The following is a 16,881-nucleotide window of genomic DNA, read 5'->3' as shown; positions in this document are numbered from 1 at the left end:
CATAGGTAAGAATGGATTTTCAGCTATTATTTGTGACATTTGCAGCAGTCTTTATCTCTGAGCTAGGCGATAAAAGTCAACTGGCCGCGATGGCCCTTGGCGGCTCTTCTGCTTCCCCTAAAGCGGTCTTTCTAGGATCTGCAAGTGCTTTACTATTGGCTTCTTTTGTCAGCGTGATTCTAGGCGAAAGTACAGCGCTCTTTCTGCCTGAAAAGATTGTCAAAGGCATTGCGGCAATCGGATTCGGACTCCTCGCAGTGCGATTGCTGTGGCCAGAAGCTGAAGCGTCCAAAGAGACAGCCAACAGCCTTCTAAGTGATGACCTACTTGATCAAATACCTAGCGCAGACTAGCCAACAGCTAGAACGCACTTAGGCATCGAAGTTGGCATCAAAGTTTCATAGGTATCGACGTTCCAAAGGATATGCCGGAGACGGACAGTATCTCGTGCTAAGACAGGCCTTATTTATAGACTGTTGGCCATATCGCGATAGCAGAGCTTCATTAATAGACCAGCAGCGGCTAGTTTCGTCGCTTCTAGCGCCCAATACAGTAGGTGCATTAGGTTCATTTGAGGTGTGATAGGGTCAAAAAACTCACCACTGAGATTAAGGCCAAGTGCGCCCATCTGCGGAGTGAGTAGGTAGGTATAGACCAAGGCAATCACAAACAAAGCACCACTTAGCCAAAGCGCCCAGCGACTGCGAGAACCACTAGCGATCACGTCATACTGAGTCCTGTTTTGACGCAGCACCAACAGCCCGGTCAAAATCGCCGCTGCACATAGAATCTCAACCCGATTGAACACCCAAAACAGGCTGTAGCCTGCCGTCGCAAAATCAGGCGTGTTCATCATGCCAGATTCGTACATCATCGGCATCATGACAAAGTCTAGCAAGACACTACTACTTAGCCAGAAAGTCACTAGCAGCAGAACAAACGCATCCCAGCTAAACTGACGCCGAGAAAGCTTTGAAGACAGATTAGAGAGATTAGTCATAATCGAATCCTACAAAGGGGTGAAGGGATGCTTTTACCTTAACTAAACTCCCTGGCGTCTCCCGTGAATATTTCTTGCATAAAGACTATTCAAGGTAAGACAACTTTGTACAGCAACACACAGCTTAAAATACTGAACAATTACTTAACGAACTCAACTACTTAAGCGGCTAAAGCCAAGGTGCCCAAGCCCTAAAAAATTTTCTTGAGGCTTACAAGAAGATGAAGTTTATCTTAGGAGACTTTGGCTGTGTTTAGAGGGGAGACAAGTTCGTCTTAGGATGCTGTGGATTAAAGCACAAAAAGTATGCGCAAAAGAAATCATAAGTTGGCGCTTTGCGCCGCATTCTAGGTTAAACAGGAATTTGAGGGAAGCCTCCATATATGTAGATAGCTACTAACTAGCCACAGGCCGGCAAAAGAGGCCGGCAAAGAGGCAGAGTAGCTGGCCCATTCTAATTGTGCGGCCGGTGATCGCCGCTCTTCGTATAGATAACGCTGTAGGCGAATATTCTAAATTTTGGACAGATTTTTACTTACGACTTCCATAGGAAAGCAATCGATGAAAGCGCTAAGGCCGAGACGTCATACATACTTTCTAATTGCAATTCTGATATTAGCGATCGCCTTACGGTTCAATCACATCGATCAACCCTACGTGGATGTGTTTAGCTGGCGGCAGACCAGCACAGCCATGATGGCAGACAATTACTACCGCACAAATTGGAACATCTTTTTCCCTGAGGTGAGCTGGGGAGGGGTAGGCCCCAACTATCAAGGTAGAGAGTTTCAAACCGTTAGCTATGTATCAGCGCTACTCTACACAGTATTTGGTCAGCAGGACTGGATAGGCCGCTCAGTGGCAGCTTCATTTGGCGTTTGGGGAGTGTTTGCGCTCTACCAGCTTGTTCGCCGCGTCTGGGATGACGAGCGGGCGATCGCCAGCGCTGCGATTATGGCCATTCTTCCTGGCGGCGTTTTTATTGATCGTTCCTTTTTGCCTGACCCAGCGATGACCGCGTTGATGACGACCAGCTGCTGGCTATTGGTGGCTCACCTGCAGACGGGGAGCTGGCGCTATCTTCTGTTTGCTGCCGTCATTTTTTCTTGGGGAGCACTCTCGAAAATTACTGGCCTGATGGTAGGCATTCCTTTGCTCTATGCACTGTTTGTGATTTTGCGCCAGAAGCGAGAACTCAATTACAAACGTTTAATTCCGATTGCGATCGCGGGCACGCTATCGCTGCTGCCGATAGTTGCTTACTATCTTTGGGCTAAGTATTTAGCAAGCAACTATCCACCCTACCACTTTGCCGGATCTGCTAATTGGATCTGGGTGCAGGGGTTCAGCCGATGGTTTGAAGAGCTTTACTTCATTCCAGACTTTGTACGCAGCACTTACTATTGGCTCTGGACATGGCCAATTATGATTTTGCTGCTAATTGGCATAGTCGTCTTGCCAGGCAAGCAAATCTTCAAGAGCAACCTAGAAAAGAGCCCTCTCAAACCAATCTTTGCCACTAGGCCGACTCTCTCTTCTCAAAAATCATCTTGTAAGGCGCCTTGGTTCTTTCACTGGTGGTTATTTTCGGCCGCTTTGTACTACTTCATTGGCGCTCGAGAGCTGATTGACAATCCTTGGAACTTTCATATTTTCAATCCGGCAGTTGCTGCGCTAGCAGGTCATGGCATGTTAGTAGTCGGTCGGCTTTTAGCCTCAGTATTTTCTCCTCTGCTTCAACCATACAGTCCTAGGAAATCTGCTCAAAAGACTGTTTTTATCACCACTATCGTCGCTGTTCTACTGATCATCTCTGGAGTGAGTCATGTGAGACTCAAAGGGATGTACAGTCGGCACTATGGAGAAGAAAGCTACGAGCTAGGACAGCTGCTACGACAGATCTCTGAGCCTGGAGATATGGTGGTCTCAATGTCTAGCGACTTAGGCGATCCCAACGTGATTTATTACAGTCAGCGGCGAGGCTGGACATTTCCACCTGCTAATAACGATATTGACTGGAGCGTTTTCCCAGAAGATGAGAGCGATTCTATCGAGATGTTTGAGGATCTTAGGGGAAGGGGGGCAGACTGGCTAGCGATCACCCAAACTCAAGCCCCCATACTTCAGAACGAGCACCCAACCCTAGCTAAGCATATTGAAGCCAACTGTCAGGTAGAAACACAAAGCGAGTTTGGCTCTATCTGTAAACTCGTTCCGCCGAAGGAATGAATAAGACGGATTAAGGGAGGAAGTCGCTAGCACTACATTTAGGTTTTACTAGAGCTAGTTACTGGAACTAGCTATGCAAAGATCTATTGGCCAGACCAGGATACAGATTGTGCGGCAGTGGCTGACCGTAGTAGCAGTTTTGATGGCGATCGTCATCAACGGTATCTCTAATGTCTATCCACCTGCCGGAAAGAACACAGGGGAAGTGTCTAATACGATATTAGGCGGCGTGCTGATTACACCCGCAGGCTTTGCCTTCGCGATTTGGGGTTTGATCTACGTTGGGTTAATTGCTTACAGCATCTACCAAGCGCTCCCTGCTCAGCGGCATGAACCCGCCTTTCAAAAGACTTCTTGGGGAATTATCGGCGCGTGCGTGCTGCAAATCATCTGGATATATGTCTTCTTGACATTTCGGTTCTGGCTATCTGTCCTATTAATTCTGGGTATCTGGCTGTGCTTAGCGTATGCCTATCTCAACACGCGCTCTGTGCAGACGTCCTGGAAAAAACGCTGGTTATATCAGGCACCGGTTAGCATTTACTTTGGGTGGATTACGGTGGCTACAATCGTCAATATTGCCGGAGCGCTCTATGTCATGGATGTCCCCCTAGAGAACTTAGGAGAGTTTTCGAGCACTGTTAACGCCTCCGGCGGCGGACTGCTAGCAACTGTCTTCATGATGGCAATCAGTACAGGATTAGCAATGGTAGTAGCCTCGAAGTACAGGGACGTTTCTTATCCAGCGGTGATCGTTTGGGCCTTGAGTGCGATCGCCATCCGCCATAGCACCCTGCTGGTGATCGCAATAGTGGGCATAGCTCTAGCCGTTGCCCTATCAGTACTTATTGTCAAAATTAAGGTATCCAAATTGAGATGACCCGGACTTAGATCACATAGCTCGACTGGTTCGGCTCAACCGGTTCGGCTCAATCTATCTAGCTCAATGCCTCTAGCTGCCGTGGGCAGTTTTGACCCACTTCAATCGCTTCTGCCGCACGGAAATTCGGATGGCCATCGAGCCGATCACAACTAGCCAATGCAGCATGTAGATAGACCCGCGTATGGTCTGCACGATTGCGCTCCATACAGAGGTGCGCTCGGACTGGCGCAAGGTTGTAAACATGCCGATTCCAGACATACAGACAGCCAGTATCGTAATCGGGGCATAGACTGGCGTCTGACGGCGGATCAGCGCGATCACTAAATCAGGTAGCGCGACTAAAGGCAACATGTATTGAATAATCCAAAACCCTAACATATCCAGTGACTTGCCCCAGCCCAATTGATTTTTTCCTAGCTGACGCCAGTAGTCTAGATAGCGCTGAAAGCCACCCTCTGCCCAGCGATTGCGCTGATGCCAAAGCGCAAGCGGATTCGTAACGCCCTCTTCACCGACGGCAGGTGCAAATAGCAAACCGATATCCCACTGCTGCAAGTGCAGTTGAATAGTCAAATCTAAATCATCGGTGATGGTTTCTTCGTTCCAGCCGCCGCACTGGGCGATCGCCTCTCGCCTAACGAACTGACCATTGCCCCGTAGTTCACCAATGCCGCCTACCGCAATTCGCCGCTGTTGCATATAGCAATCTAGTGCCATCTCAGCCTTCTGACCGCGTGTCCAGAAATTCTTAGTGGCATTCGCGATCGCCTTACGCACCTGCACGGCACCTGTCTTCTTACCCCCTTTTTCCGGATCAAACATCGGCACCACATAGCGCAGTAAATCGCTAGAGACCTGAGCATCCGCATCGAAAACCGCTAGTAGATCTCCCTTCGTTTGCGGCCAGACCAGATTTAACGCACCAGACTTACCACCTATCGCCCCAGGTCCTCTGTGGATGACGTTGAGTTGACGATGTCGCTTGACCAAATTATCGAGTATTTCTGGTGTGGCATCTGTACTGTAATCGTCAATAATCCAGAGATCGTAACGGTCAGTCGGATAGTCGATATGCAACAAAGATTCGACCAGTGAACCGATCACCTGTTCCTCATTCTTAGCAGCAACTAACAGGGAAACATATGGCCAAGACTTTGAATCTAAAGGGATTTCACCTGCTTCATCCACCGCTTCTAGAGAAGCACGATCGATGGACGTTTGGGTCAACGACTCCACGCTAGGCAAAGGAATAGGGGGAGATTGAGGCCTAGCAAAGATAACGCGCAGCGCATACACAGCTAAGACCACAGTCGCGATCAAGACAAATTCATGTCCCCAGCTCACTTTGTGGAGGAAGGCTGTAAGCAGCCATAGAGCGGAGAGGGCGATCGCAGCTTTTAGCCGCCGTCCAGAATAGCCCTCGAATAGATCATCATCTAGGACAAAGTCAGACTCCAAGTCCAGCTCAGACTCCACAGGTTTAACAAAATCCGTCATGCGTATTTATTGTTTCGATCTCTTAACAAATTCTTTCATTTTAACCATACCGCTTCATGAGCAATAAGCATGCATTAGTGAGCGCTAGAAGCGGCAAACGGGAATTCTAAAGCAAGGGCAGTTATCGTCTATCGACGCATCTTCTATCAGCCTCCTTGCAGCACACTCAACATCTGCCACCCGTCACCTCTGTAGCTATGTCTCTTCAATCTATTCAGCCTGCTACTAAACCTGAAGTCAGTGTGTTTTTGCCCTACTATCAAGGCAAAAGACGCAACGCTCTGCCCTATGCCATTGGTCTATACAAACAAGGCAACATAGAAGGCGAACGTAAAATTGAAGGAGCTGATAGTATCGCCTTTCTAGCCACATGGAATACTTCCATGCTCCCAGCCGATCTTACTCGCTGCCGAATGCAGTTCGATGGCGACGCTGAACTCACCTATGAAATCGCGATGCCGACTTATGAATTCGTAGATTGCTTGATCAGCATTATCTTTGCTTTGAATCAGAATAAGACACCAGACTTTGATAAGGCCTTCTACCGCAAGCTACTGCGGATCAATGCATGAGGTAAAAGGAAGCAAAGAATCAAGTTTGGTAAGAGCCAAATTTACCCGGTGCCTCTAGTAGTGCCTCTAGCAAAGAGCTAGACGATCCATTTCCCGACTGGATTGTCTGGCTTTTTCAATTTTCTTTCGCTTTCTTTCGCGACTTATCAAGCGAACGTGTCAGAATAATTTCAGGTTTGCGCTTGTATCCTTTGAACCAAGCCATTAGGTGTCGGTAATAGATAAGGTATGGTCAGCGCTTGTAAGTTGCGAGGAGTCAAGGGCGTGCCCCAGTCATTAGTCCGAACGTCGAAACAGTTGTTGATCGGGTCAGTCGAGGCGTATAGCGGTAAGTCTGCCACAGTATTAGGCCTAGCTGTGCAGCTGCGATCACAAGGATTAGATGTTGCCTATGCCAAACCCATCGGCACCTGCCCTAGCGAAGACAACTCGGATAGCAACCTCGACGAAGACGTTCGATTCATTTCACAGACCCTAGAGCTGGGCGCAGACCGTATTCGTCCGACCCTCTTCGTACTAGACGAGCCCACTATCCAACAGCAGCTCTCTCAAGAGCAACGACTCAATGGGCCAGAAGTCACTACCGCCCTAGCGCCACAGGGCGAAGATATTCTACTTATGGAAGGGCCAGGTAACCTAGAAGAGGGCTCTCTATTTGGACTTTCGTTGCCAGATATCGCCGAAACGACTCAAGCTGCAGTCATGCTAGTGGCTCGCTATCATTCCACACTAGTCGTCGACAAGCTGCTAGCTGCTAAGAAAAAGCTAGGCGATAAGCTCATCGGCGTTGTGATTAACGACGTGCCTAAAGACCTGATGAAAGTCGCTAACACCTCAGTTCGTGCCTACTTAGAACGGCATGACATCAAGGTATTTGGCATTTTACCAAGAACCGCCATTATGCGCAGTGTCAGTGTAGGTGCGCTCGTAGACCAACTCAACGCAGAAATTCTGAACAAGCCTGAGCGCATCGATCAGATGATGGTAGAAGAAATCTCTATCGGAGCTATGAATGCTAATTCAGCGCTCCGATACTTTAACCAAGCTCACAATATGGTGGTTGTCACAGGAGGGGATAGATTTGATATCCAGATGGCCGCACTAGAAAGCTCGACCCAATGCTTAGTACTTACGGGCAGACTATCGCCTAGAAAAGACATTCTAGACAGAGCAAACGACGTAGAAGTGCCCATCTTATCTGTCGATTTTGATACGCTAACAACCGTGGATAAGATTGAACAGGCCTTTGATCAAGTGCGTCTGCATGAACCAATCAAAGTAGCCTGCATCAAGCATCTAATGGAACAACATTTTGATATTGAGCGGATGATGAACGCCTTAGGGCTAGCTCCGGCTGTAACAGCTTAGTATCTCATTTCATTTAGATCTGCGATTCCCCTGCTTGTCACGGCGATGCTGGTGGAATGAGACGATTTTGGCAGAGTTTAAAGGGTTTGGTACTATTGCATAGTCGATTTTCTACATCTTTTTAGTCCCCGAGGTAGCCATTGAGTCAGTCCGTCGAAAATCCGCTTGATTCTGTCAAAGTAGATGACTTTTTGCAAGAGCTGGCGACAATTCAGCAATCTGGCTCGAAGCGTATTGCTATTTTGGGTTCTCGTCATGTGCCGATTACTCATCAGCGGCTGATTGAGCTTATGAGCTATGCGCTCGTGCTAGGGGGTAATCGATTGATTACGTCTGGGGCCGCTGGGACTAACTCAGCAGCCATTAGAGGTGCTATGAAGGCAGATCCGAACTTGCTGACAGTGATCTTGCCGCAAAGTTTGAAAAAGCAGCCGAGAGAATCTCGCGATCAGCTGGAAATGGTTGCCAATTTGGTTGAAAATTCAACGAATGATATGCTGCCGCTCGCGGATGCTAGTGCGATGTGCAACCGCGAAATTATCAGTCGATGTCAGCAACTCATTTGTTTTGCATTTCACGATAGCGTGACACTATTAAAAACCTGTCAGGATGCTGAGGACCAGCGAAAGATTGTAACGCTATTTTATTTTGATTAAGCAGGTAGCGTATATCTCTCGCTATGATCAAGTACGTTTAACCTCAAGTTGAGTGTATGCCTAGATGCGTTTGTTTTCAGATGCGTTTGATCATAGACGCTCAAAATCTTGTGTCTGGTTGAGCGTTGTTGTTTGCCTTTGCTTTCCCTATGGCTTCTAGTTCATCGTTTGATGTAGTCAGTGATTTTGATCGACAGGAATTAGTCAATGCGCTCGATCAGGCCCGCCGCGAAATCAAAAGCCGCTACGACCTAAAAGATACCAAGACAGAAATAAATCTCAAAGAAGACACTATCGATATAGAAACCGATAGCGATATGACGCTAAGAGCTATACATGTTTTGATTCAGACCAAAGCGGCGAAGCGTAACTTGTCGATGAAGATCTTCGACTTTGGTGAGATTGACGCGGCTAGTGGTAGTCGGGTTCGGCAAGAAATCAAGCTGAAAAAGGGAATTGAAAAAGAAGATGCTAAGAAAATTTCTAAGCTGATCAAGGATAATTTCAAGAAGGTACAGGCATCTATCCAGGGTGATTCTGTTCGGATATCAGCCAAGAGCAAAGACGACCTGCAAGAAGCTATGCAAATGATTAAAGCCGAGGACTGGCCCATGGCTTTGCAATTCAACAATTATCGATAAGCCCTTATTGCGATCAGACTCTAAAAGGCTTCCAAGCGATAACGACTCAGAACAAAACGACTTAAAACAATAAGTTCCAAAGCAATAAGGACATAGATAATCAGTGTCTAGGATATTTTCTCAAATATCTAAAGACATCCATCTTGCCTGAGGCGTGTAGCCGAGCTTCTGATACAGGCTAAGAGCCGCGTTGTTGTCCTCGAATACTTGCAAACTAACCTGCTGATAATTTTGTTCTTTTGCCCAATTGTGAGCATGTCGCATGAGAGCGCTTCCCAGTCCTTTGCGACGATGCGAGGCTGCTATATAGAGCAAAAAAACGTACGCTTGCCTATGCCCGTTGCGTTGATCGATAGATTCACCTAACCACAAGCAACCTACCGGCTCATGGCGTTGGAGTCCTGGTAAACCACCTGATAGAGATGACTTTGGACCAATGAGCCACCATAGTTTGGAACTAGCAGTAAAGTGTCGACTGACAGTATCAGCTAGATGATTACCCGTTTCAGTTGTGCCTAACTCACGATAGGCACGCTGCATGAACTTAACTAAACGGGCTCTATCTAGCGTAGAGCCAGATTCTAGTCGGTATTCAGGAACGCTAAATGGGATAGGCACTAGGTGCTAGGTAAGTAAGCGTGCTAGGTAAGTAAGTGCATAGGGTTTGTACTGACATAGTCATGCTCTAAAAGGACAGAGATAGGTTCTTCTATAGGCGCAGGCGCCATCATGTCGCTAGGTAGAAAAATCCGAGCACTAACAGCTAATAGAGCGATCGCAAAAATCAGCACAATGAACAATGGTGCAATATATTGACGGAAAAAACCCATAGCTGCGCAGCTTGATTAAAGTTATGTAAATCTCTGTCTCTATCTTAGCGGTTTAGCTTCGATACGTTCTAACCATCTTCGATACCAGGACGAGGTGTCGAAAAAGCAGGCTGCTTGGTGAGTCGGCGCAGCCAAAGACCGCTGCCTACCGCAACAATCAAAGACAGCCAGCCGGTGAAGGATTGCAACAGCAAAAACCCGCCTACCGCAAACAGAGATCCAAACAGCACTAGCAGTGCCGCTACCGCTTTTTGCCCATCTAAAACCAAATTCTGCAGGGGCTTTAGGCCCGTACGCCGTCTCTGCTTTTTCCAACCTGGCCCGCCTGGGCGGATCTGGGCAAAAAAGCAATCGAGTACCTGATCGCTCTCCGCTGGGGTCACTAGCATAGTCACTACCCACACCAGCGTTGTTACAGCGGTAATCACCAGCAGCCGTAAGCCAAACGCTTCTATCACTAATCCACTTGGACCAACGCTAGTGACTAGCCCAGCGACAAACCCAACGACTACGGCCGCTAGCTCGGTGGCCGCGTTAATTCGCCACCAGAACCAACGCAAGATCAGCACTAGTCCTGGGCCTGTACCGACAGCGATCACCAGTCGAAAAATGGTGGCAATATCGCTTGAGATAAAAGCGACCATTCCTCCCAGGAGCGCAATCAAAATCGAAGCCCCTCTACTCACCAGCAGCTGCTCGCCAGCCGTTGCTCTCGGGCTCAAAAACCGAACATACCCATCAGTTGTAAGATAAGCTGCGCCCCAGTTAATTAAGGTGGAGACTGTGCTTAGAAAGGCCGCAATCAAAGAGGTGACGACCACACCTAAAACCACAGAGGGAAGATAGTCGACTAGCAGCAGCGGGTAGCCTAGCTCTTTGTCCACCAAATCTGGATAGAGTATAACTGCTGCTAGCGCTGACACGATCCAGGGCCAGGTCCGCACGACATAGTGTAAGACACTGAACAGCCAAGCGGCTTTCTCAGCATCTACAGTCGTTTTTGAGGTGGCTAATCGCTGCGCAAACTCACCACCGCCGTCGCTGCGCCGAAAAGACCACCACTGTAAAAAACCATAGGCAAGAAAAGTGCTTGAGGGAATCGCTGCTAAAGCGCTCCATTCAATCCCTTGATCGAATCGAAGTGGGACAAAGGTCAGCATCTCAGGGTTACTGGCGCTGAGCTGTTCAACCAGCGGACGCATACCGCCGACTGCATTGACAGAGACAGCCGCAACCACCAGGGAGCCAAGCAGTGCGACAGAAAATTGAAAGAAATCTGTGGCAACCACATTCCAAAGATTAGAGCAGGCAGCGTAGATAATCACCACGATGGTAAGCGTGATCGCACTCCATAGCTTCGGACCACCCGCTAATGCGTCTATGCCAGGCCCTGACTGTAGAACAGCCATCACCTTCATCATCGCTAGCATCGCATAGCCAATACCCAAACAGTTGAGCGGCACTGCAAACAAAAAAGCTTTCACCCCACGCAGCACCGCTGCCGGTTTCCCGCCATAGCGCAGCTCAGTTAGCTCTGCATCGGTCACAATCTCTGAGCGCCGCCATAGGCGCGAGAACAGATAGATCATGAGTACATGAGCAAAGCCAAAGCACCACCATTCCCAATTGCCCGCAATCCCACGATTAGCCACGATACCAGCAATATACAGCGGCGTATCAGCAGAAAACGTCGTCGCCGCCATACTTGTGCCCAATAGCCACCAGGCAGGCGATCGCCTGCCATCAAGGAGACTGCGCTTGTGCTTAAGCGCTCGGCTAGAGAGATACGCCCCTAAGATCAGCGTCAAAATTAGGTAGCTAGCAACAATCAGCCAGTCGATAGGTTGCATGGATTGGTCACCTGTAATGCCAGCAGTCAACGTCCTGCAATCATGCCATGCTAGAACCTTCTACCCTTAGAAACTCCTTAGAGGTTTCTAGAAATAGCCGTCCTGCTCAATCTCTTCGATTACCTGCAGTCCACGAGAGTCGCCCACACTTAGAATCGCAGAGCGAGCATCTTCTTTCACCCCGAACTCATCATCTTCTGCAAACGCCTCAATCAGCGCATCGATGGCCGTCGCGTAAACCACGTTCGACGGCAGCTCCACACAAATCTGTCCAATTGCCCAGGCGCAGTTGCTCCTGACTGCAGCCACAGCATCTCGGCGTAATCCACCAATCAGAGCAGGCATCGCCTTAATCATGCAGTCATAGTTGATTTTGGGCGTTTGGCCTAACGCACTCGCTGCCCACAGCCGTACTGCCGCAATATCATGCTTGAGTGCATCAATGAGCGTGTCGATCGTTCGCGCATCATGACTGTTGCCCAGTGCCCAGATCACCCCTTTGCGGACATAGCCATTCCAGTCTCGATGGAATTGGGCTATCAAGGGCTCTACAGCGTTTGAGCTCGTGTTGTGGCCTAGCGCTTTGGCCGCGCTGACACGCACCAAGGGGCATGGGTCACCTAATAGGCCAATCAAGAAAGGGATCGCTCTATTGTCTTCAATATCGCAAAACGCCCTGGCACCGAACATTCGCTGCTGACTATCTGGATGATACAGCAGCGCCAGCATCACATCTGCATCCGGCTTTGGCTCATTTTCTTCCCCAGCAAGGGCAATCAGATCGAGCGGATCATGTGGGCTAGCGCCGCCAATCTCGGCTTCTAAAACTGATAGTTCGTCGTCGTATATGTTCACTGCATCGTCTAAATCTCCGCAAACACACGGCTCGCAGCAGCAATTGTTTGCTCAATGTCTTCATCAGTATGCGCTAGAGAGGTAAACCCTGCCTCAAACTGAGAGGGTGCTAGGTAGATACCTTCTTCTAACATGCCTCTGTGGAAGCGACTGAACTTTTCTAAATCAGAGGTCTTAGCATCGTCGTAGTTGTGGACGGGCGAGCCGGTGAAGAACATACCGAACATGGCACTAATACTACCACCGGTAACTTCATGACCCGCCTCACGAGCAGCCTTTAGCAAGCCTTCACTGAGTTTTTTAGTCATTCGCTCTAGCTGTTCATAAGTATCTGGGCGCCGCAAAATCTCAAGCGTTTTAATGCCTGCGGTCATCGCTAAAGGATTTCCAGAAAGCGTACCGGCTTGGTAAACAGGGCCAGCAGGGGCGATCATTTCCATGATTTCGCGGCGACCGCCATAAGCGCCGACGGGCAGGCCACCACCGATGACTTTGCCCATAGTAGTCAAATCAGGTGTGACATTGAACTTTTGCTGAGCTCCTCCATAGGAGATGCGAAAGCCAGTCATGACCTCGTCAAACACCAAAAGCGCATCGTTATCTTTGGTAATCTCCCTTAACCCTTCTAGAAAGCCAGCATCGGGAGTGACAAACCCAGAGTTACCGACAACGGGCTCTAGAATCACGCCGGCGATCGCGTCAGGATTCTCGGCAAAGAGCTTTTTGACGGCTTCTAAATCGTTGTAGGGTGCATTTAAGGTATCAGCCGTCGCTGCTTTGGGAACCCCAGGCGAATCCGGCAGACCAAGCGTCGCCACCCCAGAACCAGCCTTGACCAAGAACATGTCAGCATGGCCATGGTAGCAGCCTTCAAACTTGATAATTTTGTTACGACCAGTAAAGGCACGCATCAAGCGCAGCACTGCCATACAGGCTTCTGTACCCGAGTTAACAAAACGGACCATCTCAACGCTAGGGACCGCATCAATCACCATTTCAGCTAGCACATTTTCTAACTGGCAAGGCGCACCAAAACTGGTCCCGTTATCGAGAGCAGCATGAAGCGCTTCTAGTACCTCTGGGTGAGCGTGACCACAAATCGCCGGGCCCCAGGTGCCCACGTAATCAATATATTTATTCTCGTCTACGTCCCAAACATAGGCGCCTTTAACCCGTTTGAAGACGATGGGCTGACCGCCAACAGAACGAAAAGCACGAACGGGAGAACTGACGCCACCGGGCATTAGAGACTGAGCCGCTGAGAAAATCTCGTCAGACTTGGTTGTTTTTAGGGTCGTGGTGCTAACCAAAGCGCGCTCCTGAATGAGTGTTGAAAAGCAGTGTTTTTTATCGTAGCGGGTTGAGTTCGCTTTTGTTTTTGAATAGTGTCGTAATGTTACGACCTTGTTAATTAATACGGGTAATCAAGCAACCCTAGGCAACCACCAATCGAGCAGTCGCTAGCTGAGTAAATGAAGTGCTATAGCAACAACACAAGGTTCAACACTCGCTCAGCCTGTAGCATAGAGACTATATTTCTGCTAACTCTTAACCAGCTATGACTCCGTTCTCGGGCACTGTTCCAATCGATCAGATTCGCTTTAATCAGCAGGGACTAGTGCCTGCGATCGCTCAAGACTATCTAGATGGCACCGTGCTGATGATGGCTTGGATGAACGCCGACGCGCTGCAAAAAACGATGGCCACTGGTGAGGTGTGGTACTGGAGCCGATCGCGCCAGGAATTGTGGCATAAAGGAGCAACTTCTGGCCATATCCAAAAGGTCCGGGGCTTACGCTACGACTGTGATAGCGATGCGCTATTAGTCACGATTGAACAGGTGGGCGATGTTGCCTGTCATACCGGAGAGCGCAGCTGTTTTCATCAGATTGACTTGGACGGGACTCAGGGGGTTCTGCCGCCGCCTGCGGATACGCTCTCGCAGGTGTTCAGTGTGATTCGCGATCGCCAGCAAAATCCTCAACCGGGATCGTACACTAACCAGCTTTTTGAGGGCGGCGATAATAAAATATTGCAAAAAATCGGTGAAGAAGCTGTCGAGGTCGTCATGGCCTGTAAAGATAACGCACCTGATGAGATTGCTGGGGAAGTGGCCGATCTGCTCTATCACACGCTCGTGGCGATCGCCCACCACAACGTAGATCTCAATGATGTCTATCGCAAGCTTCAATCGAGACGATAAACTTCAATCGAGACGACAAAACAGAGCGATAAAAGCCCAAAACGCCTGGAGTTGGACAGCATAGTCGTTATCAGGGCATAATTAACACGGCATTAGTACAAATAAACTACCAACAATAGGAGGTGAAGTGGTGCAAGAACAGGCTGAGCGAGCATCCGCCCAGACAGCTGGGCTACCACCTGATCTAGAGATTGAGACAAGAGCGGCTGAGCTGCGATCGCAGCTTCAAAAAGCTAGCTATGCCTACTATGTGCTCGACGCACCTGAGCTGCCAGATTCGGTTTACGATCGGCTCTACCGAGAATTACAAACGCTAGAAGATCAATACCCAGGGCTACAGACGTCAGATAGTCCTACCCAAAGAGTCGGGGCCGAGCCCGCAGAACAATTTACCTCCGTTCGCCACAATATTCCGCTCTACAGCCTTGAAAATGCCTTCGACACCGAAGAGTATTTAGACTGGCAGGCGCGCTGGCAGCGACTAGAGCCCGACGTAGGTGAAACGACCGCCGTCGCCGAACTCAAGATTGACGGGAATGCCCTAGCCCTCACCTACGAGAATGGCATGCTCATACGCGGCGTGACCCGTGGTGATGGCATTGCCGGCGAAGATATCACTCAGAACGTTCGCACGATTCGCACAATTCCCTTGCGACTGCACATAGAGAATGGCCAAGCGCCGCCGCCTGTTGTTGAAGTGCGTGGTGAGGCTTTTTTGCCGCTAGATGTATTCGATGATATTAACCAAAAGCGTCAGGCCGAAGGGACAGCGCTCTTTGCCAACCCGCGCAACGCGGCGGCGGGAACGCTCCGTCAGCTCGATGCTAAAATCGTCGCCGAACGTCAGCTTGATTTTTTTGCCTATACAGTGCTGATGCCAGAAGGCACGGGCGATCTAGACGCGCCGACAACTCAATGGACCGCACTCGATCTTCTGCAAACGCTTAGATTTCGGGTCAATCCCCACCGTAAGCTGTGCCAGCGTGCAGCAGAAGTGGCTAGCTACTACGATGAGTGGGAAGAAAAGCGCCACGATCTGCCTTATTTAACCGATGGAGTTGTCGTTAAGCTCGATAGCTTTGAACTGCAAGATCGACTGGGTTTTACCAACAAATTTCCGCGCTGGGCGATCGCCCTTAAATATCCCGCCGAAGAAGTCCCGACGACGCTGAATAAAATCACCGTTCAGGTAGGGCGCACGGGTGCGATTACGCCCGTTGCTGAACTGAGTCCTGTGCAATTAGCAGGCACTACCGTCTCACGAGCTACCTTGCACAATGCCGATCGCCTCATCGAACTCGATCTGCATCTGGGCGATACGGTGGTGGTGCGAAAGGCAGGAGAGATTATTCCCGAAGTCGTTCGCGTGCTGAGTGATCTAAGGCCTAAAGGCGCAAAAGCCTATCAGCTACCAACGAACTGCCCAGTTTGCGATCAGCCTGTTGTCAAACCAGAAGGTGAAGCCGTCACTCGCTGCGTGAATCAATCTTGCCCGGCCATCTTGAGCGGCAGCCTGCGACATTGGGCAAGCCGGGATGCGTTGGATATCAGCGGCTTGGGCGAACGGTTGGTTCAAAGCTGGATCGATCAAAGCGTTGTGACTTCAATTGCGGATCTCTATGACCTCACGCTTGAAGATCTGTTGCCGCTGGAACGGATGGGCAAGCAGCTAGCAAACAAACTTTTGCAGGCGATCGCCCTTTCAAAGCAAAAGCCCTGGGCTAAGGTTCTCTACGGATTAGGGATTCGCCTAGTAGGCAGTACCAATGCTCAAATTTTGGCCAATAGATTTCCCTCGGTGGCGATGCTAGCAGCAGCAGATGAAAGCGTGATCGCCCAAATCTACGGTATTGGCCCAGAAATCGCACAATCTGTCCGGCAATGGTTTCAGCTACCGGCCAATCAACAGCTGATCGCCCGACTAGAGGCAGCGGGGCTTCAATTAGAAGCGACCCCTCAGAAAATTGATCAGCGGCCACAGCCTTTGATGGGTAAGAGTTTTGTACTTACGGGTACCTTGCCAACCCTAAAACGTGCTGAGGCAAAAGCTCAGATTCAAGCAGCAGGCGGTAGGGTAAGCGGAGCGCCAAGTGCTAAGACAGACTATGTTGTGGTTGGCGAGAATGCTGGGTCCAAACAGGCAAAGGCAGACGAACTAGGGCTAAAACAACTGACAGAAGCTGAGCTGATAGAACTTCTCAGCAGTTCTTAATCTGATTTTGAGCCGAGTGATAGCGCTATGAGCTACTTTAACTATTGGCAGATGGAACTAGCCGACTGACTATCTATGTGGATCT

At 49.4% G+C, this 16,881-nt stretch carries 16 protein-coding genes; 9 read left to right on the top strand and 7 right to left on the bottom strand.

The window, feature by feature from the left end; all coding sequences use genetic code 11:
- The first annotated feature begins 11 nt into the window (after positions 1 to 11).
- A complete protein-coding gene (locus S7335_RS05480) occupies positions 12 to 353 on the top strand; it encodes a TMEM165/GDT1 family protein (protein WP_006457295.1) in 342 nt (113 codons plus the stop codon).
- Positions 354 to 466: 113 nt separating this feature from the next.
- Here S7335_RS05480 and S7335_RS05475 read toward each other — a convergent pair whose 3' ends face one another.
- A complete protein-coding gene (locus S7335_RS05475; protein WP_006455642.1) occupies positions 467 to 1,000 on the bottom strand; it encodes a DUF4149 domain-containing protein in 534 nt (177 codons plus the stop codon).
- A 561-nt stretch (positions 1,001 to 1,561) separates the two neighbouring features.
- Between S7335_RS05475 and S7335_RS05470 the strand changes: the two genes are divergently transcribed.
- Both S7335_RS05470 and S7335_RS05465 read left to right on the top strand, forming a co-directional pair.
- Positions 1,562 to 3,229, top strand: coding sequence for a glycosyltransferase family 39 protein (locus S7335_RS05470; RefSeq protein WP_006456683.1), 1,668 nt, complete (start codon positions 1,562 to 1,564; stop codon positions 3,227 to 3,229).
- 73 nt (positions 3,230 to 3,302) lie between these two features.
- Positions 3,303 to 4,109 carry a tryptophan-rich sensory protein gene (locus S7335_RS05465; protein ID WP_006457528.1) on the top strand — a complete coding sequence of 269 codons (807 nt, stop codon included), beginning with the start codon at positions 3,303 to 3,305 and terminating at the stop codon, positions 4,107 to 4,109.
- Positions 4,110 to 4,181: 72 nt separating this feature from the next.
- Here S7335_RS05465 and S7335_RS05460 read toward each other — a convergent pair whose 3' ends face one another.
- On the bottom strand, positions 4,182 to 5,609 hold the full coding sequence (locus tag S7335_RS05460; protein ID WP_006457563.1) for a glycosyltransferase family 2 protein: 1,428 nt from the start codon (positions 5,607 to 5,609) through the stop codon (positions 4,182 to 4,184).
- 197 nt (positions 5,610 to 5,806) lie between these two features.
- Here S7335_RS05460 and ebsA point away from each other — a divergent pair, with 197 nt between their 5' ends.
- The 4 genes from ebsA (at position 5,807) to S7335_RS05440 (ending at position 8,846) form a co-directional block, all read left to right on the top strand.
- Complete coding sequence (ebsA, locus tag S7335_RS05455; protein WP_038015696.1) at positions 5,807 to 6,181, top strand: type IV pilus biogenesis protein EbsA; 375 nt, start codon at positions 5,807 to 5,809, stop codon at positions 6,179 to 6,181.
- Positions 6,182 to 6,445: 264 nt separating this feature from the next.
- Positions 6,446 to 7,549, top strand: coding sequence for a phosphotransacetylase family protein (locus S7335_RS05450; protein WP_006455905.1), 1,104 nt, complete (start codon positions 6,446 to 6,448; stop codon positions 7,547 to 7,549).
- A 140-nt stretch (positions 7,550 to 7,689) separates the two neighbouring features.
- Entirely contained in the window at positions 7,690 to 8,205 is a 516-nt protein-coding gene (locus S7335_RS05445) for a hypothetical protein (protein WP_006454377.1), read from the top strand.
- Between the two features lie 149 nt (positions 8,206 to 8,354).
- Positions 8,355 to 8,846 carry a YajQ family cyclic di-GMP-binding protein gene (locus S7335_RS05440; protein WP_038015693.1) on the top strand — a complete coding sequence of 164 codons (492 nt, stop codon included), beginning with the start codon at positions 8,355 to 8,357 and terminating at the stop codon, positions 8,844 to 8,846.
- Between the two features lie 120 nt (positions 8,847 to 8,966).
- Here S7335_RS05440 and S7335_RS05435 read toward each other — a convergent pair whose 3' ends face one another.
- From S7335_RS05435 to hemL, 5 genes are all read right to left on the bottom strand, one after another.
- Complete coding sequence (locus S7335_RS05435; protein ID WP_006453877.1) at positions 8,967 to 9,464, bottom strand: N-acetyltransferase; 498 nt, start codon at positions 9,462 to 9,464, stop codon at positions 8,967 to 8,969.
- A 23-nt stretch (positions 9,465 to 9,487) separates the two neighbouring features.
- Positions 9,488 to 9,676: a hypothetical protein gene (locus S7335_RS05430; RefSeq protein WP_006454108.1), complete on the bottom strand. Its 189-nt coding sequence runs from the start codon at positions 9,674 to 9,676 to the stop codon at positions 9,488 to 9,490.
- 68 nt (positions 9,677 to 9,744) lie between these two features.
- On the bottom strand, positions 9,745 to 11,526 hold the full coding sequence (locus S7335_RS05425; protein ID WP_006455533.1) for a sodium:solute symporter family protein: 1,782 nt from the start codon (positions 11,524 to 11,526) through the stop codon (positions 9,745 to 9,747).
- An 87-nt stretch (positions 11,527 to 11,613) separates the two neighbouring features.
- Entirely contained in the window at positions 11,614 to 12,375 is a 762-nt protein-coding gene (locus tag S7335_RS05420) for a HEAT repeat domain-containing protein (RefSeq protein ID WP_038017175.1), read from the bottom strand.
- Positions 12,376 to 12,389: 14 nt separating this feature from the next.
- Positions 12,390 to 13,691: a glutamate-1-semialdehyde 2,1-aminomutase gene (gene hemL, locus S7335_RS05415; protein WP_006453604.1), complete on the bottom strand. Its 1,302-nt coding sequence runs from the start codon at positions 13,689 to 13,691 to the stop codon at positions 12,390 to 12,392.
- A 248-nt stretch (positions 13,692 to 13,939) separates the two neighbouring features.
- Here hemL and hisIE point away from each other — a divergent pair, with 248 nt between their 5' ends.
- Positions 13,940 to 14,584 carry a bifunctional phosphoribosyl-AMP cyclohydrolase/phosphoribosyl-ATP diphosphatase HisIE gene (gene hisIE / locus S7335_RS05410; RefSeq protein ID WP_006456474.1) on the top strand — a complete coding sequence of 215 codons (645 nt, stop codon included), beginning with the start codon at positions 13,940 to 13,942 and terminating at the stop codon, positions 14,582 to 14,584.
- 127 nt (positions 14,585 to 14,711) lie between these two features.
- Positions 14,712 to 16,796: an NAD-dependent DNA ligase LigA gene (ligA, locus tag S7335_RS05405; protein ID WP_006454695.1), complete on the top strand. Its 2,085-nt coding sequence runs from the start codon at positions 14,712 to 14,714 to the stop codon at positions 16,794 to 16,796.
- Positions 16,797 to 16,881 lie beyond the last annotated feature (85 nt).

It is taken from the genome of Synechococcus sp. PCC 7335, from assembly GCF_000155595.1.
Lineage (GTDB): Bacteria > Cyanobacteriota > Cyanobacteriia > Phormidesmidales > Phormidesmidaceae > Phormidesmis.
The sequence above is the reverse complement of the archived record's forward strand: the minus strand, read 5'-3'. Positions and strand labels throughout refer to the sequence as shown.

What these genes read in the sequence shown, in the direction of transcription:
- S7335_RS05425 (WP_006455533.1), bottom strand. Translation starts at nt 11,526, where the DNA reads ATGCAACCTATCGACTGGCTGATTGTTGCTAGCTACCTAATTTTGACG.
- S7335_RS05460 (WP_006457563.1), bottom strand. Translation starts at nt 5,609, where the DNA reads ATGACGGATTTTGTTAAACCTGTGGAGTCTGAGCTGGACTTGGAGTCT.
- S7335_RS05475 (WP_006455642.1), bottom strand. Translation starts at nt 1,000, where the DNA reads ATGACTAATCTCTCTAATCTGTCTTCAAAGCTTTCTCGGCGTCAGTTT.
- ebsA (WP_038015696.1), top strand. Translation starts at nt 5,807, where the DNA reads ATGTCTCTTCAATCTATTCAGCCTGCTACTAAACCTGAAGTCAGTGTG.
- S7335_RS05465 (WP_006457528.1), top strand. Translation starts at nt 3,303, where the DNA reads ATGCAAAGATCTATTGGCCAGACCAGGATACAGATTGTGCGGCAGTGG.
- S7335_RS05440 (WP_038015693.1), top strand. Translation starts at nt 8,355, where the DNA reads ATGGCTTCTAGTTCATCGTTTGATGTAGTCAGTGATTTTGATCGACAG.
- S7335_RS05430 (WP_006454108.1), bottom strand. Translation starts at nt 9,676, where the DNA reads ATGGGTTTTTTCCGTCAATATATTGCACCATTGTTCATTGTGCTGATT.
- S7335_RS05480 (WP_006457295.1), top strand. Translation starts at nt 12, where the DNA reads ATGGATTTTCAGCTATTATTTGTGACATTTGCAGCAGTCTTTATCTCT.
- hisIE (WP_006456474.1), top strand. Translation starts at nt 13,940, where the DNA reads ATGACTCCGTTCTCGGGCACTGTTCCAATCGATCAGATTCGCTTTAAT.
- S7335_RS05470 (WP_006456683.1), top strand. Translation starts at nt 1,562, where the DNA reads ATGAAAGCGCTAAGGCCGAGACGTCATACATACTTTCTAATTGCAATT.